22 protein-coding genes are annotated in these 21,899 nt (G+C 51.2%); 2 read left to right on the top strand and 20 right to left on the bottom strand.

Going from position 1 to position 21,899, the window contains the following annotated elements:
- Positions 1 to 15: 15 nt before the first annotated feature.
- Together murJ and AC15IQ_RS02395 are read left to right on the top strand one after the other, a co-directional pair.
- Positions 16 to 1,515 carry a murein biosynthesis integral membrane protein MurJ gene (gene murJ / locus AC15IQ_RS02390; protein ID WP_483177062.1) on the top strand — a complete coding sequence of 500 codons (1,500 nt, stop codon included), beginning with the start codon at positions 16 to 18 and terminating at the stop codon, positions 1,513 to 1,515.
- A 6-nt stretch (positions 1,516 to 1,521) separates the two neighbouring features.
- Positions 1,522 to 3,558, top strand: coding sequence for a DUF5693 family protein (locus tag AC15IQ_RS02395; protein ID WP_483177064.1), 2,037 nt, complete (start codon positions 1,522 to 1,524; stop codon positions 3,556 to 3,558).
- An 86-nt stretch (positions 3,559 to 3,644) separates the two neighbouring features.
- Here the strand turns inward: AC15IQ_RS02395 and lysS are convergent, their stop codons facing one another.
- The 20 genes from lysS to ftsH all read right to left on the bottom strand — a co-directional run bounded on the left by lysS (position 3,645) and on the right by ftsH (position 21,876).
- Positions 3,645 to 5,117 carry a lysine--tRNA ligase gene (gene lysS, locus AC15IQ_RS02400; RefSeq protein ID WP_483177065.1) on the bottom strand — a complete coding sequence of 491 codons (1,473 nt, stop codon included), beginning with the start codon at positions 5,115 to 5,117 and terminating at the stop codon, positions 3,645 to 3,647.
- Positions 5,118 to 5,265: 148 nt separating this feature from the next.
- A complete protein-coding gene (greA, locus tag AC15IQ_RS02405; RefSeq protein ID WP_483177066.1) occupies positions 5,266 to 5,745 on the bottom strand; it encodes a transcription elongation factor GreA in 480 nt (159 codons plus the stop codon).
- A gap of 123 nt (positions 5,746 to 5,868) precedes the next feature.
- Positions 5,869 to 6,741, bottom strand: a complete 873-nt coding sequence (locus tag AC15IQ_RS02410; RefSeq protein ID WP_483177067.1) for a hypothetical protein — start codon at positions 6,739 to 6,741, stop codon at positions 5,869 to 5,871.
- 25 nt (positions 6,742 to 6,766) lie between these two features.
- Positions 6,767 to 7,660: a quinate 5-dehydrogenase gene (locus tag AC15IQ_RS02415; RefSeq protein ID WP_483177068.1), complete on the bottom strand. Its 894-nt coding sequence runs from the start codon at positions 7,658 to 7,660 to the stop codon at positions 6,767 to 6,769.
- A 58-nt stretch (positions 7,661 to 7,718) separates the two neighbouring features.
- Positions 7,719 to 8,249: a transcriptional regulator gene (locus tag AC15IQ_RS02420; protein WP_483177069.1), complete on the bottom strand. Its 531-nt coding sequence runs from the start codon at positions 8,247 to 8,249 to the stop codon at positions 7,719 to 7,721.
- Positions 8,250 to 8,407: 158 nt separating this feature from the next.
- Complete coding sequence (dusB, locus tag AC15IQ_RS02425; RefSeq protein ID WP_483177070.1) at positions 8,408 to 9,379, bottom strand: tRNA dihydrouridine synthase DusB; 972 nt, start codon at positions 9,377 to 9,379, stop codon at positions 8,408 to 8,410.
- A 2-nt stretch (positions 9,380 to 9,381) separates the two neighbouring features.
- Complete coding sequence (locus AC15IQ_RS02430) at positions 9,382 to 10,149, bottom strand: type III pantothenate kinase (protein ID WP_483177071.1); 768 nt, start codon at positions 10,147 to 10,149, stop codon at positions 9,382 to 9,384.
- Positions 10,150 to 10,195: 46 nt separating this feature from the next.
- Positions 10,196 to 11,026 (bottom strand): carboxylating nicotinate-nucleotide diphosphorylase, encoded by an 831-nt coding sequence (gene nadC / locus AC15IQ_RS02435; RefSeq protein WP_483177073.1) that lies wholly within the window; start codon positions 11,024 to 11,026, stop codon positions 10,196 to 10,198.
- Between the two features lie 25 nt (positions 11,027 to 11,051).
- On the bottom strand, positions 11,052 to 12,653 hold the full coding sequence (gene nadB, locus AC15IQ_RS02440) for an L-aspartate oxidase (protein WP_483177074.1): 1,602 nt from the start codon (positions 12,651 to 12,653) through the stop codon (positions 11,052 to 11,054).
- A gap of 20 nt (positions 12,654 to 12,673) precedes the next feature.
- Positions 12,674 to 13,570, bottom strand: coding sequence for a quinolinate synthase NadA (gene nadA / locus AC15IQ_RS02445; RefSeq protein ID WP_483177076.1), 897 nt, complete (start codon positions 13,568 to 13,570; stop codon positions 12,674 to 12,676).
- Between the two features lie 37 nt (positions 13,571 to 13,607).
- Positions 13,608 to 13,967 (bottom strand): aspartate 1-decarboxylase, encoded by a 360-nt coding sequence (panD, locus tag AC15IQ_RS02450; protein ID WP_483177077.1) that lies wholly within the window; start codon positions 13,965 to 13,967, stop codon positions 13,608 to 13,610.
- Positions 13,968 to 13,969: 2 nt separating this feature from the next.
- Positions 13,970 to 14,818, bottom strand: coding sequence for a pantoate--beta-alanine ligase (panC, locus tag AC15IQ_RS02455; protein WP_483177078.1), 849 nt, complete (start codon positions 14,816 to 14,818; stop codon positions 13,970 to 13,972).
- Positions 14,819 to 14,875: 57 nt separating this feature from the next.
- Positions 14,876 to 15,706, bottom strand: a complete 831-nt coding sequence (gene panB / locus AC15IQ_RS02460) for a 3-methyl-2-oxobutanoate hydroxymethyltransferase (RefSeq protein ID WP_483177079.1) — start codon at positions 15,704 to 15,706, stop codon at positions 14,876 to 14,878.
- Between the two features lie 14 nt (positions 15,707 to 15,720).
- Entirely contained in the window at positions 15,721 to 16,602 is an 882-nt protein-coding gene (locus AC15IQ_RS02465) for a Rossmann-like and DUF2520 domain-containing protein (protein ID WP_483177080.1), read from the bottom strand.
- Between the two features lie 105 nt (positions 16,603 to 16,707).
- Entirely contained in the window at positions 16,708 to 17,199 is a 492-nt protein-coding gene (folK, locus tag AC15IQ_RS02470; RefSeq protein ID WP_483177082.1) for a 2-amino-4-hydroxy-6-hydroxymethyldihydropteridine diphosphokinase, read from the bottom strand.
- Positions 17,200 to 17,216: 17 nt separating this feature from the next.
- Complete coding sequence (folB, locus tag AC15IQ_RS02475) at positions 17,217 to 17,588, bottom strand: dihydroneopterin aldolase (RefSeq protein WP_483177083.1); 372 nt, start codon at positions 17,586 to 17,588, stop codon at positions 17,217 to 17,219.
- A complete protein-coding gene (folP, locus tag AC15IQ_RS02480; protein ID WP_483177084.1) occupies positions 17,581 to 18,774 on the bottom strand; it encodes a dihydropteroate synthase in 1,194 nt (397 codons plus the stop codon). The genes folB and folP overlap by 8 nt, the downstream gene beginning before the upstream one ends.
- Positions 18,775 to 18,802: 28 nt before the next feature.
- On the bottom strand, positions 18,803 to 19,327 hold the full coding sequence (locus tag AC15IQ_RS02485; protein ID WP_483177085.1) for an HD domain-containing protein: 525 nt from the start codon (positions 19,325 to 19,327) through the stop codon (positions 18,803 to 18,805).
- Between the two features lie 221 nt (positions 19,328 to 19,548).
- The gene (ndk, locus tag AC15IQ_RS02490; protein ID WP_483177087.1) at positions 19,549 to 19,998 is read right to left on the bottom strand and encodes a nucleoside-diphosphate kinase; all 450 of its coding nucleotides are present in this window, start codon (positions 19,996 to 19,998) and stop codon (positions 19,549 to 19,551) included.
- A 15-nt stretch (positions 19,999 to 20,013) separates the two neighbouring features.
- Positions 20,014 to 21,876 carry an ATP-dependent zinc metalloprotease FtsH gene (gene ftsH, locus AC15IQ_RS02495; RefSeq protein WP_483177088.1) on the bottom strand — a complete coding sequence of 621 codons (1,863 nt, stop codon included), beginning with the start codon at positions 21,874 to 21,876 and terminating at the stop codon, positions 20,014 to 20,016.
- Between the last annotated feature and the right edge of the window lie 23 nt (positions 21,877 to 21,899).

Raw genomic sequence — 21,899 nt, forward strand, 5'->3', positions numbered from 1 at the left:
TAATGAGGATTTTAAATGAGCAACAAGACCGGCAAGACATTCATAGGGGTCTCTATCACCATATTCATCTCCAAACTGCTGGGCTTCGTGCGCGAGATCGTGTTTGCCTCGGTTTTTGGCACCACCGTGTTGACCGATATGTTTCAGGTGGTATTTTCTTATCCCAGTTTGTTTTTTTCCAGCATCGGCACCGCATTGTCGGCAGTAAACATACCTGACCTGACCTATTTCATGACCCAGCGTTCTAAAGAGGAACGCAATCAGTACCTGGCTAATTTGTTCGCCCAGGTTACCCTGTTGGCCACCATCATAGCCTTACTGGGGATCGTATTTGCACCGGCTCTGACCCGGATCATCGCTCCTGGCTTCAGCGCTGAGGTGACCCATCTGGCCGTTCTTCTCACCCGGGTGATGATGCCCACACTGTTATTTGTCAGTTTGACTTTTCTCACTGCCGGAGTCCTGCAGGTGCACCAATATTTCCTGGTCTCAGCCAGCATCAGTATTCCTTTTAATATGCTGATCATCGGCTCACTGCTGTGGAGAGGCAGCGACCTGGTCTTCCTGGGCTACGTGACCACCTTTGGCTGGCTCTTGCAATTTTTGATCCAACTGCCGGTGCTAATCCGCGAGAAATATCACTGGCGCTTCAAGCTGCAATGGAGCGACCCTTATATACGGAATACCTTTAAGAGCATACTCCCCATATTGCTGGGCAATTCGCTTTTGCAGCTGTGCTTGATAATCGACCGCTCTTTCGCCACTCATCTCTCCCCGGGTACGGCTTCTTCCCTGGCCTTCGGCAGCAATTTATTCGTGACCATAACCAGCGTTTTTATCGTGGCCATGGCTACGGTGGTGTTTCCCCGTCTTTCGCAGTATTGCCTGGAGCTGGATTTTGAGCGTATCCGCCTATTGTTAGGGCAGGTCTTCAAAATGTTGTGGTTCATTTTGCTGCCCTATCTGCTCCTGGTGATTTGTTACCATCAAGAGATAATAGCCCTGGTGTACCAGCGGGGCGCTTTCGGAGCCGAATCCACCGCCATGACCTCATTGGCGTTCTTCTTTTATAGTTTTGCGGTCTTGGGTTACCTGTGCCAGGAGGTTTATAACCGGGTGTTCTACGCCTTAAAACGTTTCAAAATCCCCATGATAGCCAGCGGGTGCTGTATACTGATTAATCTGGTAGTGGACTACCTGTTGTTCAGTCACGGTGGGATCGCGGGCTTAAGCGTGTCTACTTCCGCTACTATGCTATTGTATGCCATAGTTATGTCAGTGCTTTTGACGAGAGAAATAGGGGCCTTCATTAATCGTGATCTGGTAGTATATTTGATAAAGCTCCTCTTTCCCGCGCTGGCTATGCTAGGAGTAGTATGGGGCTTCGGCCGGTTGGGCCTGGGTATCGGACCAGGCTTGGGCTTTCTGCTGCCTCTTTTTGGCAGTATGGTGGTTTACCTGGTGGTAGCCTACGGACTAGGTCTGGTCAAGGTGTTTTTCTTGAAGGAGGTTTAAAGGCTAATGAATAAGCACTTTATGAAGTGGCTGCTGTGGAGTGGCTTGCTGCTGTTTCTGGTTCTGTCCTACAGCGGTTGGCAGCTGCGCACCGGTATAGAAGCCAACAACCAGCGGTTGATCACCGTAGCTGATTACCGGGAGATGTCCCGCTCGGCAGCTACGGCCAATGTTCCCATGGACAGCGTCTTAAACCGCCTGAAAGACAACGGGGTGCGCCATATAGGCTTGAAAGAGACCAGTCTGCGCGAGCTGGCTATGAAGGGCGATATCTACCTGTGGAGCTTTGCTGAATTCAGTTCCTGGCAACAGGCCAGTCAGCCCCGGTTGTGGGCTGAGGCTTCAAAAGCCATAGGTTCAGATCAGGTCAGCCCAGCCAATCTGGTGGCAGCAACCAGTGACCCTGATATCACCGAGTTTTTAGCCTCGCAACTGGGCAGCCGTTACCAGCCCCAGCAGATCATCCGCTTCAGCGATGCCCATCGGAATTATTTCATTATCAACAGCGCTGCCTCTGTGTTGGATAAGCGCAAGGACGTTCCTCCTCAGCTGGATATGATATTAGGCTTTGATCCTCGGGAACTGCAACAGATCAAGGCCCATGGCATGGAAGTGGTATTGCGGCCGGAAAACAGCCGCGGCACTTCACTGGAGTATCTGCAGGAATACGAATCCATTGTGCGCGATTATGAAGTTAAGTACCTGATATTTTCTAACCAGGTGAGCGGGACACCGGATAACCTGGATGTCATATCCTCTCTGGTGCAGCGCTACGGATTGATCATCGGGGTGGTAGAAACCCCGGAACAATTGGGTTACGTAGCCACACCCGGGCTGAATGAGGTAATGGAGGTCACCGCTTATCCAATCAACCGCGTCTATACCTCGGTAAATGACGATTTCGTTAAGTCTGTGGCCGATCGCTACTACCGCTGGGTGCGGGCTGTAGTGGATCGGGGTATCCGCATCCTCTATGTCTCCCCATTCAAGGATCTCAGGCTGGAAGCAGGGGAGAATCTGGACGATACCATCAAGACCATCGGGGATTTCCACCAGACCATGGCGGCCAAAGGCTTTATACTGGGGGAGGAATTGCCCCTGCTAGAAAGCCACACCACTTCGCCCTGGCATCGCTTTATGATAGCCATGAGCCTGCTCTTTGCGGGCATCCTCTATTTATATTTGCTCTTCCGCTGGAAGCCGCTTTACCTGTATGTGCTGCTGCTTTTAGGAACAGTCTTGGGAATGGCTGCAAACCTGTTCACGGCTGTGGATCTGTCCAAGTTATACGCCCTGGCTGCGGCTATTATCTATCCTTCCCTGTCCGGCCTGTTGTGGCTGTTGTATCTGCGCGATCATAAGAGCCATCCGTTCTGGCTGAAGACTCTGTACAGCCTGATTATCATAGTGGGTATTAACCTCCTGGGGGGATATACGGTAATCGCCAGCCTGGCTGACCTCCGCTATATTATGAACATCAAGATCTTCAGCGGGGTCAAGTTATCCTTTTTCTTGCCCTTGCTGCTCTTTATGCTCAATTACTTCAGCGTCTTTAAAGGCGAAGAAAAACTCAGCGTGGTGTTGTGGCGAACTCTGCAGCAAAGGCCCAGCTACCTGGTTCTGTTCCTGTTTGCCGTGGCCGCCGCAGCCGGGTACTATTACCTGGGGCGCAGCGGCAACAACATCGTAAGTGTATCCGCTCTGGAACTACGGGTGCGAGAGGTCCTGGAAATGGTGTTCCCCGCCCGACCCCGTTTCAAAGAGATCATCATCGGTTATCCGGCCTTGATTTCCGGGGTGTATCTGTACCACCGGTACCGTCAGGACTTTATCCTCTTCATCTGGGGGCTGGCAGTAGTGGTAGGCAGCGTCTCCATGGTGAACAGCTTTTGTCATGTATTCACCGCAGCGGCCATCTCACTGCAGCGCAGCATGGCCGGAGTCCTGGTAGGCACAGTGATAGGGTTCGGTGTGGTTTTGGGCATCATGGCCTTGGAATGGATAGCCAGACGCTATTTCGCAGAGATATTCAATAATCAATAGGGTGTGACAGGGGACGGTTCTTTGACACAAGGGAACGGTTTGAACCGTTCCCTTGTGTCAAAGAACCGTCCCCTGTCACATTACTGTTATTCTCTTGGCCTTAGAGTGGGGAATAGGATGACATCCCGGATGGAAGGCGACCCGGTGATCAGCATAATCAGACGATCGATGCCGATGCCCAGCCCGCCAGCAGGCGGCATCCCATATTCCAGCGCAGCTATGTAGTCCTCATCCATCATATGGGCTTCAGCGTCTCCGCCGGCCCTCTTGGCGGCTTGCTTTGCGAAGCGCTCCTGTTGATCGATGGGATCATTCAGTTCAGAGAAAGCGTTGGCGATCTCGCGTTGCATGATGAAAACCTCAAAGCGGTCGGTCAATTCGGGGTGTTCCCGGTTGCGTTTGGCCAGCGGTGATATCTCCACCGGATGGCCGTATATAAAGGTCGGCTGTATCAGTTTTTCTTCCACCCGGGCCTCGAAAACCTCATTGATTATCTCGCCCCGGCTGGCTCTGTCATCCACCTCCAGACCGAGAGAACGCGCGCCCTGCCTGGCTGATTCATCGTCATCAAGGCTATTGAAATCCAAGCCGGTGTGTTCCTTAATGGCATCCAACATTTGCACCCGTTTCCAGGGAGTGGTGAAATCGATGATATGTCCTTCGAATTCTACCTGCAGGCTGCCATTGACCTTAAAGGCCGCGTTGCTGATGAGATCTTCGGTCAGCTCCATCATAACTTCGTAGTCAGCATAGGCCTGGTACAGTTCCAACATGGTGAATTCCGGGTTATGGCGGGTAGATATACCCTCATTACGGAAATTGCGGTTGATCTCATAGACCTTTTCCAGCCCTCCTACCAGGAGCCGCTTAAGATAGAGCTCGGGGGCAATGCGCAGATAAAGGTCCATGTCCAGAGCGTTATGATGGGTTATAAAGGGGCGGGCCGCAGCGCCGCCAGGAATAGGCTGCATCATGGGCGTCTCCACCTCTAAGAATCCTTTGTCATCCAGGTAGTTCCTGATCTCCTTGATAAGTTGGCTGCGTTTGATGAATACCTCTTTCACCTCGGGATTGACGATCAAATCGACATAGCGCTGCCGATAGCGCAGTTCCACGTCTTTGAGGCCGTGCCATTTTTCCGGCAGGGGATGAAGAGCCTTGGACAAATAGACCATATCATGGACATGGATGCTGATCTCACCCTTCTGGGTACGGAAAACTTGTCCTTCTATTCCTATCAAGTCGCCGATATCCATCTTTTTGTAAAGCTCATATTTGTCTTCACCGAGGTCGTCGGCCCGGAAGTAGAGCTGGATCCTACCTGCAATGTCCTGCAGATTGGCAAATCCGGCTTTGCCATGACGTCGCTTGGACATGATGCGCCCTGCCACCCGGGCGGTTTGGTTTTCCCAGAATTCAAAGTCATCGATGATCCGCCTGGTCAAGGTATTGCGCTCAAAGCGCTGCCCGAAAGGATCCAATCCCAGGGATTTCAACTCCTGCAATTTTTCCAGGCGAACCTTCCTCAATTCACTGATTTTTTGTTCCTGTTCAGACATACTGGCACTTCCTCACATTCTCTTCCTCAAGAACAAAAAGCCCCGGCTGTTTCGCCGCCGCAGCCTGTCCCATCTCAAGCCAGGATAGATCAACACCGACCTATCCTGCAGTGACGTTACAGTGGCTGTGCTTATCAGCATCAAGGCTTTATCTCTGTACGTTAGTAATCTTATATTCTATAAGCCCGGCCGGGGCTTCGACAGCAACAACGGCATCCACTGCTTTGCCCAGTATGGCAGATCCCACTGGAGATTCATCCGAAATTTTGCCGTCTTTCAGCTTGGACTCCACTGATGAAACCAGAGTAACAGTCACATTGCGCCCGCTTTTCATCTCCTGCAGGGTGACCTTAGAACCAAGTGAAACCACATCGGTGCGAATTTCATTATCTTCCATCAAACGGGCTTTTTTCAAGGTCTTCTCCAGGGTCAAGATCCTTCCCTCGATAAAAGCCTGCTCGTTTTTAGCATCTTCATATTCGGAGTTTTCGCTGATATCTCCGAAAGCAATGGCCTGTTTGATCCTTTCCGCGACTTCTTCACGGCGAACAGACTTGAGGTGCTCCAACTCAGCTTCCAACCTGGCCAGGCCCTCTTTAGTTAAAAGGACTTCCTTTTCTTCTGCCATGCCATTTCTCCTCATCTGAAACTTAATAAAAGCGAGACGATGCTCGCTGCTGCCCGTATTCCTATACTAGGCTACGGCCTTGAGTGCCGATACTACTTAATGCTTTATGGTATTATAATGACTTCATTTGGCCTTGTCAAGGAATAACTCCCACAACCCCAGCGAACTGGCGGCCTTCTCAAAGGGAACGAACCCTGCTGGTTGAACTGTCCCGGGATCTTGATGCAACGCATGGGCTTGTTGCTGACTTTGCGGCCCCAGGCACAGTTCCATGATGGGAGCCAGATTGTGCAGTCTCGCCTCAACCCCGTGGCTGTGCAGGCTACTCTCCAGGGCCGGAGCCAGACCGCTGCTCTTATTGCCTAACTGCAGGTAAAACACATCCCGGGCTGAGATGCCCACAAAGCGATCCTGAGGATCGAAGACCACTACCAGATCGCCTTTGCCCCAGCTCTGGGGATTGAACATACTGGTGCTGACAGCCCGCCCATTCTCGTACATCATCTGATAGGCTACCGGTTCGTAACTTGCCGGATGATAACTCTGAAATGACACCGGCAGATCAAACTGGGTGGCGTATTCCACAAAGTCCACCACATCTTCGTTGTCGGTTGCCACCACGATCCTCTTGATATCATGCCGGGAAAGACTGTGAATGATGTATGCCGCCGCCAGAGCCTTGATAAAATGGTCTCCAAACACCACCTTGATGTCTGATTGGGAATGGAGAAACCTGCTCTTCAAGCGCCGGTCCACAGCCAATGCGGGCAGACTAAAGTCGCGGGTTACCTCAATGGACTTAGAGAGCATTTGTACCTGCCGTTCCGGTTCCATGCTGTCCAGGTTGCCCTCCCCCAGGGGCATGAGCACATGGTATCCACGAGCCTTGATGACCGGTAAATCAATCAGCCGCGTCACCCGGGGAGCAAAAAAGAAAGGGGCTAATCTATCCAGTAGGTATTTCTGATACACCAGCCCCCGCTTATCGCTTTCCATTAGGTTAAAAAAGGCGAATTCCAGTTCAGATCTCTTCCTTCTCCAGGTCAACCATACCTGGCTTCATGTTAAGTTCCTGCAGCATCCCATAGTAATCCTGTGCGGTGATCTGATCAACCGGTTTACCAATCAAGGATACCATCAGGGCTTCGATCACATTGGTGCCAAAAGACCTTCCCCCCATATTAGGAGTGGTGGTGATGACCTTGCTGACACCGCGCTGTTTTAGCAGCCGCATGTCATCACGGGTGGTAGTATTGGTGATTATTACCTGCCCGCCCAGCTTATCAGGTAGATAGCGCTTGATATAATTGAAGTCTCCCGCAATTACATCTGCTTCATAATAATATTTCGAATGCTTGGGAATTATGACTTCCTGGTCCTTGCCGGTGGGATACAGTTTGTCAAACGGCATGCTCACTACGATCGGTGCTACCAGACGCCCTATAACCTTTAAGGCTTTTAAAGATCTCAACGGGATGGGCACATCCAACGTGTAAATCAGGTCCCCCAGAGTTAGTCTAGCACCGACCTCCTCTAGGGCTTCAGCCATGCCGAAACGGTCTGCAGCACTGACCATAAGAACATTCTTACCCTTGAGGTTGTAGAGCCCGTCCTGCTGAATGTCCAGGACACATTTGCGTTCCAGGGTGTTTTTCAGCCCGCTGCCATCCACCATGGGGCTCTTATGGGCCACCAGCAGTCTTTTGGCATCTTTGATCACATAGCGCTTTCCGGCGATATAAACATAAAGATCGATGCCTCCCATCCCGAAAGCATCTACCTTGCCATCCAGGTCTTTGATCAATTGGATCGCCTGGTCCCAATCCCCATCGGTGCCAATCCGTTCAATAAGGAACTTTTCTCCCATAAATTCGGTTTCGAAGCTGTGGTCCCGCTTTGAGGAACCCAGGCTCACACTGACGATACGTCTCAGAGCGAATACCTCCTTAAGGTGCGCTGTATTTGTTATCGGCCTAACGCGCCGCCTTAACCGAACGCAGTATCTTCTTAAGCACTTCGGGATCGACCCATTTGTCCTCCGTAATCGGAGATATTCCGATTTCGAGGGGGATGACCTGCACATCCAGTATGCTCTCGATCAATTTCAAGCGGGTATCAGAGCCGATCAGAATAACGATATCAAACTCCCTGGCGCGGGCGATAAGATCCATCAGTTCATTGAGCACATCCTTGCCGCTGCGGTTGTTGACGTAATCCAGACGCTCCTGTTCGGTCATCAGGAATATAAAATCGACGCCCTCTTTTTCCAGGAGTTGTTCGATCTCCCTTTTGTTCTTGATGGGAAAACCGACACAGGCGATGGATTGCCCTTTGCGCAGTTCGCCCACCTTTTCCAGACGGGAGATAAAGGTGCGGTCCATGTTGAGACGATCCGCAGTCTCCTGCTGGGAGAACCCGCGCGCCCTTAGAGCCAGAGCTTTTTTCAGCGCAATGGAGATCTTATTCCAGCTTACTATTTTGTCTTGAATCCGATAAAACTCCATGATTACTCCTTGAGCACAATCTGTAAACAATCTGCGCTTATTCTAACATTTAACAGGAATTGGAGCAAGGAAACGCTCCAAGATGTGCTCCCGGGTGGGGCTGTCTGGCGACAGGGGACTTTTATCAATTGGTTGCCTCAATTCCCCCTATGGCATGATCAGTTGTCAGCTTGGATAGTGATAGAGGCTAAGGCTGCCAACAGCTCATCGCGGCTCACGGCCTGATTTATAGCTGTCCGCACCCGGGTGGCGCCCCTTAGCCCTTTGCAATACCAGGCGAAATGCTTGCGCATCTCCCTGACCGCGACGCGCTCTCCCTTATATTGAATAACCAAATCGAGATGCAGTTGGGCTGCCTGATAGCGTTCCGCCAGAGTCGGATCGGGCAAGGCCTGGCCTTTTTCCAGGAGGGCCACTGCCTCCCGGTAGATGAAAGGATTGCCCATGGCGCCGCGCCCTATCATGACCGCATCGCAGCCGGTCTGCTCGATCATGCGCAGTGCGTCGGCAGCACACCAGATGTCTCCGTTGCCTATCACTGGAATATTAAGATGTGCTTTTAGGTTTTTTATGGCGTTCCAGTCAGAATATCCGGAAAAAAACTCCTGCCTGGTGCGAGGATGCAAAGCCACTGCTTTTACCCCTTCCGCCTCCGCCAACAACGCAATCTCCATGTAATTGATGCTGTTCTCATCCCAGCCCTTGCGCAGCTTAACTGTCACCGGCACCTGCACCGCGTCTATCACCGCACGCAACAGGTCTCGGGTCAAGGCAGGATCCTTCATCAGGGCTGCACCCTCTCCGTTACGCACTATTTTAGGGGTCGGGCAACCCATATTAATGTCGATGAGCTGTGCACCCATTTTGTTAAGCATCCTGGCTGCTTTAGCCATGGCCTGAGGTTTGGAACCGAACAACTGCACCGCCACCAACCCTGATTCACCTGCCACCTCAGCCATTTCCAGGGTGCGTTGCTGCTTGTACACCAGTCCCATGTCACTTATCATTTCGGTATAAACCAGACCACAACCAAATAAGCGGGCCATTTCCCGGCCCGCCCTGTCGGTCACCCCGGCCAGCGGCGCGGCCACCACCCGGTTGGGTACTACTATATTGCCTATTACGAACATATTCAACTCCGATTCAAATCGTATATCAAACGCAGGCCTTCCATAGTCAGCATGTCATCAATGATGTCGATACAATCAGTCTCTCCGGCGATTGCGCGGGCCAGTCCGCCAGTGGCTATCACTTTAGGAGCAAATTCCAGTTCTTTCTTCATGCGGTTTATAATACCCTCCACCTGACCTACGAAGCCATAAATAATGCCGGCCTGAATGCTGCTGATGGTATTTTTCCCCAATATGCTCTTGGGTTTTATCAGTTCTACCCGGGGCAATTTGGCAGCCCTGGAAACCAGGGCATCGCTGGCCACCTTAATTCCTGGAGCAATGGCTCCTCCCAGGTATTCTCCCTTCTGATTGATCACACAGAACGTGGTGGCAGTTCCGAAGTCGACGATTATCAATGGACCTCCGTATTTGTGAAAACCAGCCACCGCATTGACCACCCGGTCTGCTCCGACCTCACGAGGATTCTCATATTTAATCGCCAGCCCCGTCTTGATGCCAGCCTCGACAATCAACGGCTGGCAATTGAAGTACTTGCTGCTGAGGCCTTCCAGTTCCATCATCACCGCCGGTACCACTGAAGAAATCACCACTGCGTCGATATTCTCCAGTTTCAGCCGGTTCAACCCGCACAGCTCACTGATGATGATGGCATACTCATCACTGGTGCGCATAGTGTCGGTGCGTATGCGCCAGTGGCCTACCAATTCCTGTTCTTTAAACACGCCGATGGCCATATTGGTGTTGCCCACATCAAATACACAGATCATGACCGTTCATCTCCTATCTTCCGTACGAGCATTATGCAGCCATATCCTAGTACACTTCCAGAAGGTCGAAACTTATGTCCAGGCTCTGCGTGGAATGGGTCAAAGCTCCTACCGATATGAAATCTACTCCGGTCTGGGCTACTTCTACCAGGCGGTCTTCAGTGATCCCTCCGGAAGCCTCTAAAAGTGCCCGTCCCGCCACCATCTCCACTGCCTGCCTCATGGTGGCAGTGTCCATGTTGTCTAACATTATGATATCGGCCCCGGCCTCCAGAGCCTGGCTCAATTGTTCCAGGCTTTCCACTTCCACTTCTATCTTAGTTGTAATCGGTACCCGCTGACGCAGTGTCTTCACCGCATTCAAAATACCAGCTCCCGCCACAATATGATTGTCTTTAATCATAACCCCATCATAGAGACCAAAGCGGTGGTTGCGGCCTCCACCCACTCTGACGGCGTATTTCTCCAATTCACGCAGTCCTGGTGTGGTTTTGCGGGTATCGACGATACTGGCATGGCAGTCCTGTATCTTATCTGTCATGGTTTTGGTACGAGTGGCTATACCGCTAAGACGCTGCAGCAGATTCAAAGCCACCCTTTCTCCACTTAGAAGAGCGGTGGTTTTTCCACTCACCTCAGCAATGCGGTCCCCGGGCTGAACCGCCTGCCCGTCGCTAACAAAAGGCTGATAAATTGCCTCCGCATCCAAACAGCGGAATACTGTCCGGCATATCTCGGTTCCGGCGATAATCCCAGCGGCTTTGGCCACCAACACCCCTCTAGCCTGTTGATCGGCCGGAACCAGGTTGAAGGTGGTGATATCCTGCCGGCCGATGTCTTCCTGTAGTGCCATTCTCACTATCTTTTCTATCATCATCTGTGGATTATCCCCCTGTAGTAGGTTAACAATTCATAAAGCTCATTTCCTTAATCCAGCGCAGGTCATCACGCAGCGGATAATCAGAGCGGAAATGCCCTCCCCGGCTCTCTTTGCGCCATAATGCGGCTTGAATTATGATACGGCCCAGTATTAGCATATTGATAGTTTCATAGTATTCCAGGATGTCATCCTGCCGTTGGATGGAGTTATAAAGGGCCTCAACTTCCAGGTATGCCTGCTTGAGACTGTTCTCATTCCTTATTATGCCCACATGCTCCCACATCATATCACGCAGCCGCGAACGTACCAGGCTAGGTGCCAGACCGCCTTCGCTGGAAGAAAAAACCCAGCTAGAATCGAATTGCCGGTAAATCTCATCAGCACCGATGCGGCGCCGATACATGATCTCTTCAGCCTTATCAATAATGCGCTGCCCGAAAACAATACCCTCTAACAACGAGTTGCTGGCCAGGCGGTTGGCGCCGTGTACCCCGGTGCAGGCTGCTTCCCCGCAGGCATAAAGTCCTCGAATGCTGGTCTCTCCGTAAGTATTGGTACCGATACCGCCCATGATAAAATGGGCTGCCGGAGACACCGGGACATATTCCCTGGTCAAATCGATGCCCCGCTCTAAACAAGTACGGTAAATATTGGGGAAGCGCTGCGGAGCGTTGGGGATGACAGTCATATCCAGATAAACGTAAGGCTTAGGGTTATGCTGTAATTCATTCCAGATAGCCCGGGAAACAATATCACGCGGGGCCAGTTCCAGCAGGGAATGGTAGTCTTTCATAAACCTCTCCCCGGCGCCGTTATACAATATGGCCCCCTCGCCGCGCACTGCTTCGGATATCAGGAAGCGCTGAGATTCATCGCCATACAAAACTGTAGGGTGAAACTGAAAGAATTCCATATCGGTGAGCCTGCACCCTGCCCGGAAACAGGCTGCCATGCCATCACCGGTAGCCACATCAGGATTGGTGGTGTGTTTGTAAATCTGCCCTGCGCCTCCGGTAGCAATGATTACCGCCCGAGCGCTGTAAATGATACGCTGCTTTATCTGAGAATCATAGCACAAGGCCCCGAAGCACTCGTTACTGTCGGTATCGGTCAAGATGTCCAGCAAGAACTGACCTTCCCTGATTTCGATGCCAGGGTGGTGTTGGCACCGCTCGGCCAATGCACCGCGTATGGCAGCTCCAGTGGTATCAGCGGAATGCAAGATACGGGCTTTGCTGTGGGCACCCTCCCGGGCCAGAGAAATGGCCCCGTTTTTCATGTCAAACTGCGCCCCGGCGGCGATCAGTTCCCTGACCCGCTCCGGCCCTTCCCGCACCAGCACATCCACGGCCTCGATGTTGCACAGACCTGCTCCCGCTTCCAGGGTATCCTCCAGATGAAGGAAGGGAGAATCTTCCTCATGTACTGCGGCAGCAATTCCTCCCTGGGCTAATCCGGTATTAGAATCGTCTATGTTCTTTTTGGTAGTGACGATGACCTGTCCGTGCTGTGAAGCCTTTAAAGCGGTGAACAGCCCGGCAATACCGGTTCCTACAATCAGAAAATCAGTCTTGATCACCGGGGTGTCATCCCCCAGGTCTTCGAGGTAGCGTGTAATAATCATTGTCTTCCCCCTGCCTGACCCTACGGGCGTATAGCCAGCATCTTGTTTAAGGCCTGGCTGGCCTTGACCCTCACTGATTCAGGGACATCGATCGGGTACTGGTTTCTTTCCAGACAATCTGCCAAGAGCGGCAGAGTGATCAGTTTCATGTCCGGGCAGGAAAATCCGCCCCGGGCGATATGAAAGGTCTTATCATGGCAGTTCTTCTGCAAAGTATAGAGGAAACCCTCTTCGGTGCCGATGATAAACTCCCTGTCAGGGCATTTTCGAACATATTCCAAGATGCCGCCGGTGGAAGAGACCGCATCTGCCATAGCAGTTATCTCTGGAGTGCACTCTGGGTGCACCACCAGTTTAGCACCAGGGTATTCGCGCTGGCAGGCCTCAACTTCGTCCCTGGTCAATTCATTATGGATGGGACAGTAGCCCGGCCACAAAATCATGTCCCGCCCGGTCTGCGCGGCTACATAAGACCCAAGATTGCGGTCCGGCACGAAGATGATCTCCCTCTTCTCGGGGATGCTCTCAACCACCGCCAGGGCGTTGGAGGAGGTGCAGCAAATGTCGCTCTCGGCCTTGACTGCAACCGACGAATTGACATAGCTGATCACCACTGCCTCGGGATGCTCCTGTTTAAGGGTCCGAATCTGTTCAGCGGTTACCATATCGGCCATAGCACAACCGGCTTCGGACACCGGCAGCAAAACGGTTTTGTCGGGGTTCAGAATCTTGGCACTCTCTGCCATGAATCGCACCCCGCAAAACACAATTACCTCAGCTTGAGTCTCTGCTGCCTGCCTGGCCAGGTTCAAAGAGTCGCCTACATAATCAGCTACGTCCTGAATCTCCGGGATCTGATAGTAGTGGGCCAGTATTACCGCCCCCCGGGATTCTTTTAACCGAATAATCTTCTCCATCCACTCTTCAGCTGTGTGCATACAATCCCTTCAATCTCTAGTTACTCACCTGCTGGATCGCATTGCGCTCATCCACAAACACCACCGTGGGATGATGCTTGCGGCATTCTTCCCGGGGAAGCTGGCAATAGGTCAGTATTATGATAATGTCCCCTTTTTGTACTAACCTCGCAGCAGCGCCGTTTAAACACATCATCCCGGAGCCTCGGGGGCCGGCGATGACATAGGTATCAAACCGTTCGCCATTGTTTACATTTACGATAGTTACCTTCTCATTTTCCATTATATCAGCGGCAGCAAGTAAGTCCTCATCAATGGTTATGGAACCCACATAATTTAAATTGGCGTCAGTTACTACCGCCCGATGAATTTTCGATTTGAGCATAGAGCAAAACATGACTACACCTCCACCAACCGATTGTCAATTAATCTGGTATTTCCGAATTTTACCGCCAGGGCCATAAGCGCTTTTCTGTCTACCTGCTCCATATCGCCCAAATCGGCGGCATCATAAATATCAATATAATCGATAACGGCCTGGGGACTAGATGCAATCACTTTCCTCATGATTTCTTTCAATCTGGCTACGTTACGTTCCCCTTGCTGTACATGCATCTCGGCTTCTCTTAAGGCCTGGTTCAAGACCAAGGCCTGGCGACGCTGCTCCTCATCCAAATATACATTACGGGAGCTTTTCGCTAATCCGTCTTCTTCCCGTACAATAGGCACCCTGACTATTTGCAGGGGAAAATTAAGCTCTCTGACCATTTTTTCGATTACCATTACCTGCTGGGCATCTTTTTGACCAAAGAAAGCTTTGTCAGGCAGGCATATATTGAACAGTTTGGAAACCACCGTGGCTACTCCTTTGAAGTGACCCGGCCTGGAAGCACCACATAGCTTGGCGGTGATCTCCCCGCCCACTTCCACAAAGCTATTGTATCCAGGAGGATACATATCGCTTATCAAAGGAGCGAACAACGCATCAACTGCCTCCTCCTCCAATAATGCCTGATCCCTGCTCAAATCCCGGGGGTAGGTCTCAAAATCCTCCCCAACCCCAAATTGTATGGGGTTGACAAAGATGCTTACTACCACCACATCACATTGTTGGCGGGCTTCCTGCACCAGGGACAGATGTCCCTGATGCAGATACCCCATAGTAGGAACCAGGCCTATGCTCTTCCCGGCTCGCTTTTGTTCCAAACACCATTGTTGTGCTACTTTGACTCCATCTAATATCAGCATTTCCCTTTATCCTCCCCACTTCTGTCAAAGTCTCCGGTCCATATCCAACCGGTAAGTCTAATACAGCTTTTCCAAAACATCGTCCTTTATAGTGAAACCATGTTCCGGTCCGGGGAAGGTGCCGTCCGCAACTTGAGTTTTATACTGCTTAAAGGCTTCGGTGATCAGCGGCTGCAGATTGACAAACTTTTTTACAAATTTGGGGATATGCCCGGTGTTCATACCCAACATATCGTTTACCACCAGAACCTGTCCGTCACAATAGGGTCCCGCTCCGATGCCGATGGTGGGGCAGGACACCTCCGCGGTGACCCGCCGGGCCAGTTCAGAGGGCACGCATTCCAACACAATGGAAAACACCCCCGCCTCATCCAGGGCTTTGGCATCCTGAATCAGCTTGCGGGCTGTTTCCAAATCTTTACCCTGCACTTTAAAGCCACCGAGCTGGTTAACTGACTGCGGGGTCAATCCGATATGTCCTTGCACCGGGATCTGGGCGTCCAGAATAGCCTTGATGGTGTCGACCCGTTCCATTCCCCCTTCAATTTTTACCGCCTGGGCTCCTCCTTCCTGTATGAGGCGCCCGGCATTTTGAATCGAATCCGGAATGGAGACATGCACCGAAAGAAAAGGCATGTCCGCAACCACCATGGAATTGACAGCCGCTCTGACTACCGCTTTGGTGTGGTGGACCATGTCATCCATGGTGACCGGCAGGGTGGTAGAATATCCCAGCATCACGTTGCCCAGGGAATCCCCCACCAATATCATATCTATACCGGCCTGATCGATCATTGCCGCCATGGAATAATCATACCCGGTCAGCATAGTAATTTTTTCTTGTTTATTTTTCTTTTCTTTAAGAATAGCTGTGGTTATTTTTGTCATAATGCCACGCTCCTTTACTTTTGAATGGCTCTGTAAAAGATCTCCCTGAAGCGTGCTGCCTGATCAGCATCAATAGTCCCCTTATTGAAGGCGATAGGTGCGGTGTACAGACCCAGGCACGCATACAACAGCCTATCCTCGGGCATGCTGCCCTCCAGGCCTTCCAGGTGGTCTAAAACCGTTTTTATATCGCCCCTGGCAATAGGTCCGGTCAAGGCAGTGGGAATGCCTACATCACCGATATTATTGATGCTGCCCTGTATCAGCGGGAATAATGCCTGGCTGGCCTGTTGACGCGGCAAGCCGACTGCTTCCAGCAAGCGCATTCCCAAATCGATAACAGTGACCAGGTAGTTGGATACCGTGCAGGCCCCCGCATGGTAGAGCACCTTGGCATGACGGTCAATGATAAAAGACTCGCCTCCCAGTGCAGTAACCAGGGTTCGGCCCAGTTCATAAGCCTCTTTATCCCCTTCGATGCTAAATATTGATCCGGGAAGATTGGCTACAGCTCGGTCAACACTGGCAAAAGACTGCAAAGGATGTATCGACAATACAAAAGCGCCGAAAGCCGAGGCATTCTCCAATAACTGTGAGGTCTGTGACCCACTCATGTGGATCACCACCTGACCGCTGTGAAAAGCGCCGCTTTCCGCCAATTTGTCCGCTACATCCTTGATGGCCATGTCTGATGTGGTTATAAAAAGAATATCTGCAGAGCGAGAAACCTCTTGAGGTGATGAACAGGTGGCACAACCGATCCGCTCCACAAGTGTTCTTGTAGATTCGGATAATTTGTCATAGACACCCGTAATCTCGTATCCCTTGTTGCTGAGTACCACCCCAACAGCCGTTCCTACTACTCCCAAACCGATTATGCCGACCTTGCTTGTCATTCCCTTACCTCCTCAGGATTATGGCTATACTGTGCCATAAAATCGCGCCGTCTCGTTCCCAATAATGATACAAGCGGACATGAAAAGGATATCGGCGGGAGATCCTTATTGCATTTTGATGATTTCATTCTGCTCTCGCCCTAAAACCTCTTTCAGCACCTCCTTAACAGTCATCCCGTCTTCGGGAAGAATCAGTTCCGGGTTCAATTCTTCCAGGGGGATGAGAACGAACAACCTTTGTCGCAGGTAGGGATGGGGTATCTGCAACTCCGGCAGATTGATCTGCTCCCCTCCGTACCACAGGATATCCAGATCTATAATCCTTGGGCCCCATCTCGCTCCGGCTTGGCGGCCCATTTTAATTTCAATCTGTTTCAGCTCTCTTAACAAGCCCAATGGGGAGAGCCCGGTATCGATAGCAATTACCTGGTTCACGAATGTATTCTGCTCGGTCACACCCCAAGGCGGGGTCAGGTAATGGGAAGATACTGCTGTAATGGTGGTTTTCCCTATAGCAGCTATCTTCTTCAGGGCAGATTGAAGGTTTTCCACCCGATCGCCCATATTGGAGCCCAGGCCAATGTAGGCTTCTGTCATCGCTGAGCCTCCGCAACTCAAACCGTATCCTGACGGTGGCGACGAATCTGCACCGCCATATAATCGAATTCGCCCTCAATCGGTGCTTGCGGTTTGTATACCGTGGTCTCCAGCATCTTTATCAAAGGGAAGTCCAGTAGCAACTGCTGGCTTATCTTTTCAGCCACGGTTTCAATTAGATTATAAGAATTTTTTTCAACTATATGTTTAACTTTTAAATATACTTCTCCATAATCAACGGTGTCTTCAAGCGAATCCTTCCGGCCTGCCATCTCCAGGTTCAGGAATAAACTCAAGTCCACCACGAAGGTTTGAGGCCTGTCCTTTTCACCGGGGAGAATCCCGTGGCGGCCGGAAAACCTCAGTCCTTTTAATATGATCTTATCCATTTTCATTTTTCATTGCGTCGACCATATCTGCCACCCGCCGACTTGCCTTCACATCGTGAACTCTGACTATGTCGGCCCCATTCAATATTCCCATGGCTAAAACGGCTAAACTTCCTTCCAGACGCTCCTCGACTTCCAGGTTCAGGGTCTGTCCAATGAAGCCTTTGCGCGAGGCAGCTAACAGGAGGGGCTTACCCAACCCCTTGAAGGCCGCCAGATGCTTAATCAGTAAACGGTTTTGTGCCGGAGTTTTTCCGAACCCCAGCCCCGGGTCGATGATGATCTGCTCAGCAGGAATCCCGGCTGCAATCGTATCTTTAACCATTATATCCAATTCATTAATGATGTCAGCTATTAAATCCTGGTAGGGCCGGTCGGCATTGATCTGCAGTCGGTTGTGCATCAACACCACCGGGGCCTTGTTTCCGGCTACAGTAGGTATCAAACCTGGATCAAGGCTTAGTCCGCCGATATTGTTTATCATATGCGCGCCCGCCTCCAGACACTGCTGGGCGACTGCGCCGCGGAAGGTGTCTATGGATAAGACCAAGTCTCGGTTTGCCAGCAGTTTCACTACCGGCAAGATCCGCTGCAGTTCTTCGTCCAATCCCGCGATTTCTGCCTGGGGACGGGTAGAAGCCCCACCGATATCGATAATGTCGGCCCCCTGTTCCCACATTTCACAAGCCCATTTAACCGCCTGCTCCGCCCGGTTGTACCGTCCTCCATCATAAAAAGAATCCGGGGTCAGGTTGAGTATCCCCATAATCAGAGTGCGCCTGCCCAACTCGAGGCTTTTGCCATGGCATAACTGCACTCGGTGTAGTCTGGGCTCCAGGTTTTCCAGCAGATCATGCAACTCCCCAGCCAGCTGGCGCAGGCCAAAGGGCTGCAACCGCAGTTTCTTGATAAGCAGCCGGTATTGTTTAAGTGTACCCATAAGCAGAACATCGGTGGTCCCTTCCCCATACAGGGAGTGCCTGGACACTGCCGCTTCCCCGCCCTTGGAGAGCATCTCCTGCTTGATTATGTTGGCTGCCCGGCAGGGGATGTCTTTCAGTTTTACCCAGCGAAAAATACCCTTGGGAATCAAGAAGGCGTAAGCCCCGTCATCGACCCCAATGGTTTGTAATGCTGCCCGGACTTCTTGAGCATTATTAAGAAATACCGCATGATGGTAGGCCATGCATCCTCCCAAGCCAGGCCGCTATTTATCAGTATTCAAAACTGGCGGCGATAGGCTCTTTGGATTTCAGCTTAGGGCATTTATTGCTGATATCGCATTCCACACATACCCTGGATAGATTGTCAGCGCGGTACAGACGTTCACCCAAAAAGCTCATATCGCGGCTTATATTTCGGTGTTCGAATATGGCCCGGCATATTATCTCCACCTCATTGGGGTTGAAATATGCCCGAGGCAGTATCTCCCGAGCCAGCTTGGAACCATAAGAGGCATGGTCCACTCCGGTCTGGTATTCATGCCATTTTCCCAGGTCATGGGTCAGCCCGGCTGCGTAAATCACCTCTTTGGCGGCTAGTTTACCACTTAAGCCGCTGTCTTTGATGAAATAGTTGAGGTCGTTATGTTCTAACACCAGGATATAGGTGATTCTGGCCACATCCAGGTGATGCCGAAAATCGTGCTGGCAGTAGCGGGGCTCTTGCTGTTCCTCAAAATTACGCTGCAGATATTCCTTGTATATAGTATCCTTAACCAGTAACTCAACCCTCTTCAAAATATCCACCTCAATATAAAGTTGGTTTTAATATTATATTAACCTTACCCTGTAATCAATTCTTAATCTCTGTGCCCCAAGATTATTATATTATAAATAAAATCTATTCTCCTGTCTCGATAAAACATGAAAAATTTCCAGGCCGTTCCCAATACAAAGCCGGAAATGATTCGGAAGTGCTGGTAAATGATCAAGGACGGCTCAAAGCCGTCCTTGCCAGTTTACTGTATCCATCGGTCCAGGCTGCGGGAATATTCGCACAGTTCATCGGGAGAAAAGAACAGGTCAATTTCACGTCTGGCTGCCTCGGTCGAATCCGAGCCATGGATAAGATTGAAATTGGTGGCTTGTGCCAGATCTCCGCGCACCGTGCCGGGGGCAGCTTCACGAGGATTGGTGCTGCCCATCAGCGTTCTTATGGTCTTAACGGCCTCTTCACCTTCCCAAACCATGGCCACTACCGGCCCCGAGGTAATAAAATCGATCAACTCCTGAAAAAAGCCCTTGCCCACATGTTCAGCATAATGTTTTTCGGCCAGCTTGCGGCTGATGACCATCATTTTCATCGCTGCCAATCGGTAGCCTTTTCTCTCTATACGCTGTATTATCTCTCCTACCAGGCCGCGCTCTACTCCATCTGGTTTAACCATGACAAAGCTTTGTTCGGTCAAAAACAACAGCCTCCTTTATTGTTCAGGTTCAGTATTCTGTTCCTCTGAGCTGCCGCCTTCAGTTGACTGATCCGCCGCTTGCCCATCAGTCATAATCTGCTCAAACTGCTCCGCCTCCATGGTTTCGTTTTCAATCAAATACGTAGCCACACGGTGCAATTTGTCCATGTTTGCTTTGAGTATAGCCTCCGCTTTGCGGTATCCGCTGTCCATATACTGGCTGGCAGCTTTGTCGATAGCGTAGGCTATGGCATCCGAATAGTTGCGGTCTCTGGCGATATCCCGGCCCAAGAAAACCTCCTCGCTTTTATGTCCAAAGGTAAGCGATCCTAATTCATCAGACATACCCCATTCGGTGATCATCTTGCGCACGATGCTGCTGGCACGTTCCAAGTCATTCTGAGCTCCGGTACTGATGTCGTTTAATACCAGGGCTTCGGAGACCCGCCCTCCCAGCAAGAAGGCCACCTCATCAAGCAGATGCGACTTGGTGATATAGTTGCGATCCTCTTCGGGCAGAATCAAGGTGTAACCTCCGGCACGGCCGCGCGGAATTATGGATATCTTGTGCACCTTGTCGGTATGCGGCAGAGAATAGCCTACAATAGCATGCCCGGCTTCATGGTAAGCCACCAGGCGTTTTTCCTTGTCTGAAATCACACGGGTTTTCTTTTCCGGACCGGCGATGACCCGTTCAATCGATTCTTCCAGCTCTTCCATGCTGATGGTGCTTTTCCCGCGGCGGGCTGTCAGCAGAGCCGCCTCATTGATCAGATTGGCCAGGTCGGCGCCGGTGAATCCCGGGGTGCGCTTAGCCAGTATTTCCAGGTTGACATCCCCGGAAAGGGGTTTGTCCTTGCTGTGCACCCGCAGGATGGCTTCGCGCCCCCGCACATCCGGCCGGTCAATGAGGATATGGCGGTCAAAACGGCCTGGCCTCAATAAGGCCGGGTCCAATATGTCAGGACGGTTAGTGCCAGCCATCACTATAATGCCTTCATTGGTATCAAAACCGTCCATTTCCACCAGCAATTGATTGAGGGTCTGTTCCCTCTCATCATGCCCTCCGCCTAGGCCTGCACCACGCTGCCTGCCAACTGCGTCGATCTCATCTATAAACACGATGCAGGGAGCACTCTTTTTAGCCTGTTCGAACAGGTCTCTGACTCGGGCTGCCCCCACGCCCACGAACATCTCTACAAAATCAGACCCGCTGATGGAGAAAAACGGCACCCCGGCCTCGCCGGCCACGGCTTTGGCCATCAACGTTTTGCCGGTCCCCGGGGCTCCGAACAACAAAACCCCTTTGGGTATCTTGGCTCCGAGCTGCACAAATTTCTGTGGATTCTTGAGAAATTCCACTACTTCCTGCATCTCTTCTTTAGCCTCTTCCGCCCCGGCTACATCTTTAAAAGTGATCTTAATATCCTCTTGCGACATCAAACGTGCTTTGCTGCGCCCAAACTGCATTACCCGATTGCCGCCCCCCTGTGTCTGGTTCATTATGAACATCAGGAAGGCAATCAGTATCACTATGGGCAAGAGAGTAGTCAAGAGGGTCATCCAGATGGATGGCTCCGGCTCCGGTTTGGTGGAATAAGGCACATTCTTTTCCCGCAGGACGGTGATAATATCGGTTTCTTTTGAAACCGTAGCCATGTATTTGGTGCCGTCCTTGAGGTCACCGGTGATCTCATAAACCAGTTCATTGACCTGCACCTGCGCAGAAGCCACCTGCTCCCCTACCACCATATTATAAAAATCCGGTTCGGCCAGCTCTTGAATCTGCTCATCGGTACCTGAGGTCATCTTTATGGCAAAGACCGCCAGCAGTACTATAAGTACATATATGGCTATGTTTTTCAGGGCTCGATCCAAAATTTTTCCTCCCCTTTGAAATA

This window comes from Syntrophomonas sp. DTU019 (assembly GCA_913757435.1).
Lineage (GTDB): Bacteria > Bacillota > Syntrophomonadia > Syntrophomonadales > Syntrophomonadaceae > DTU019.

What these genes read in the sequence shown, in the direction of transcription:
- murJ (WP_483177062.1), top strand. Translation starts at nt 16, where the DNA reads ATGAGCAACAAGACCGGCAAGACATTCATAGGGGTCTCTATCACCATA.
- AC15IQ_RS02395 (WP_483177064.1), top strand. Translation starts at nt 1,522, where the DNA reads ATGAATAAGCACTTTATGAAGTGGCTGCTGTGGAGTGGCTTGCTGCTG.
- lysS (WP_483177065.1), bottom strand. Translation starts at nt 5,117, where the DNA reads ATGTCTGAACAGGAACAAAAAATCAGTGAATTGAGGAAGGTTCGCCTG.
- greA (WP_483177066.1), bottom strand. Translation starts at nt 5,745, where the DNA reads ATGGCAGAAGAAAAGGAAGTCCTTTTAACTAAAGAGGGCCTGGCCAGG.
- AC15IQ_RS02410 (WP_483177067.1), bottom strand. Translation starts at nt 6,741, where the DNA reads ATGGAAAGCGATAAGCGGGGGCTGGTGTATCAGAAATACCTACTGGAT.
- AC15IQ_RS02420 (WP_483177069.1), bottom strand. Translation starts at nt 8,249, where the DNA reads ATGGAGTTTTATCGGATTCAAGACAAAATAGTAAGCTGGAATAAGATC.
- dusB (WP_483177070.1), bottom strand. Translation starts at nt 9,379, where the DNA reads ATGTTCGTAATAGGCAATATAGTAGTACCCAACCGGGTGGTGGCCGCG.
- AC15IQ_RS02430 (WP_483177071.1), bottom strand. Translation starts at nt 10,149, where the DNA reads ATGATCTGTGTATTTGATGTGGGCAACACCAATATGGCCATCGGCGTG.
- nadC (WP_483177073.1), bottom strand. Translation starts at nt 11,026, where the DNA reads ATGATGATAGAAAAGATAGTGAGAATGGCACTACAGGAAGACATCGGC.
- nadB (WP_483177074.1), bottom strand. Translation starts at nt 12,653, where the DNA reads ATGATTATTACACGCTACCTCGAAGACCTGGGGGATGACACCCCGGTG.
- nadA (WP_483177076.1), bottom strand. Translation starts at nt 13,570, where the DNA reads ATGGAGAAGATTATTCGGTTAAAAGAATCCCGGGGGGCGGTAATACTG.
- panD (WP_483177077.1), bottom strand. Translation starts at nt 13,967, where the DNA reads ATGTTTTGCTCTATGCTCAAATCGAAAATTCATCGGGCGGTAGTAACT.
- panC (WP_483177078.1), bottom strand. Translation starts at nt 14,818, where the DNA reads ATGCTGATATTAGATGGAGTCAAAGTAGCACAACAATGGTGTTTGGAA.
- panB (WP_483177079.1), bottom strand. Translation starts at nt 15,706, where the DNA reads ATGACAAAAATAACCACAGCTATTCTTAAAGAAAAGAAAAATAAACAA.
- AC15IQ_RS02465 (WP_483177080.1), bottom strand. Translation starts at nt 16,602, where the DNA reads ATGACAAGCAAGGTCGGCATAATCGGTTTGGGAGTAGTAGGAACGGCT.
- folK (WP_483177082.1), bottom strand. Translation starts at nt 17,199, where the DNA reads ATGACAGAAGCCTACATTGGCCTGGGCTCCAATATGGGCGATCGGGTG.
- folB (WP_483177083.1), bottom strand. Translation starts at nt 17,588, where the DNA reads ATGGATAAGATCATATTAAAAGGACTGAGGTTTTCCGGCCGCCACGGG.
- folP (WP_483177084.1), bottom strand. Translation starts at nt 18,774, where the DNA reads ATGGCCTACCATCATGCGGTATTTCTTAATAATGCTCAAGAAGTCCGG.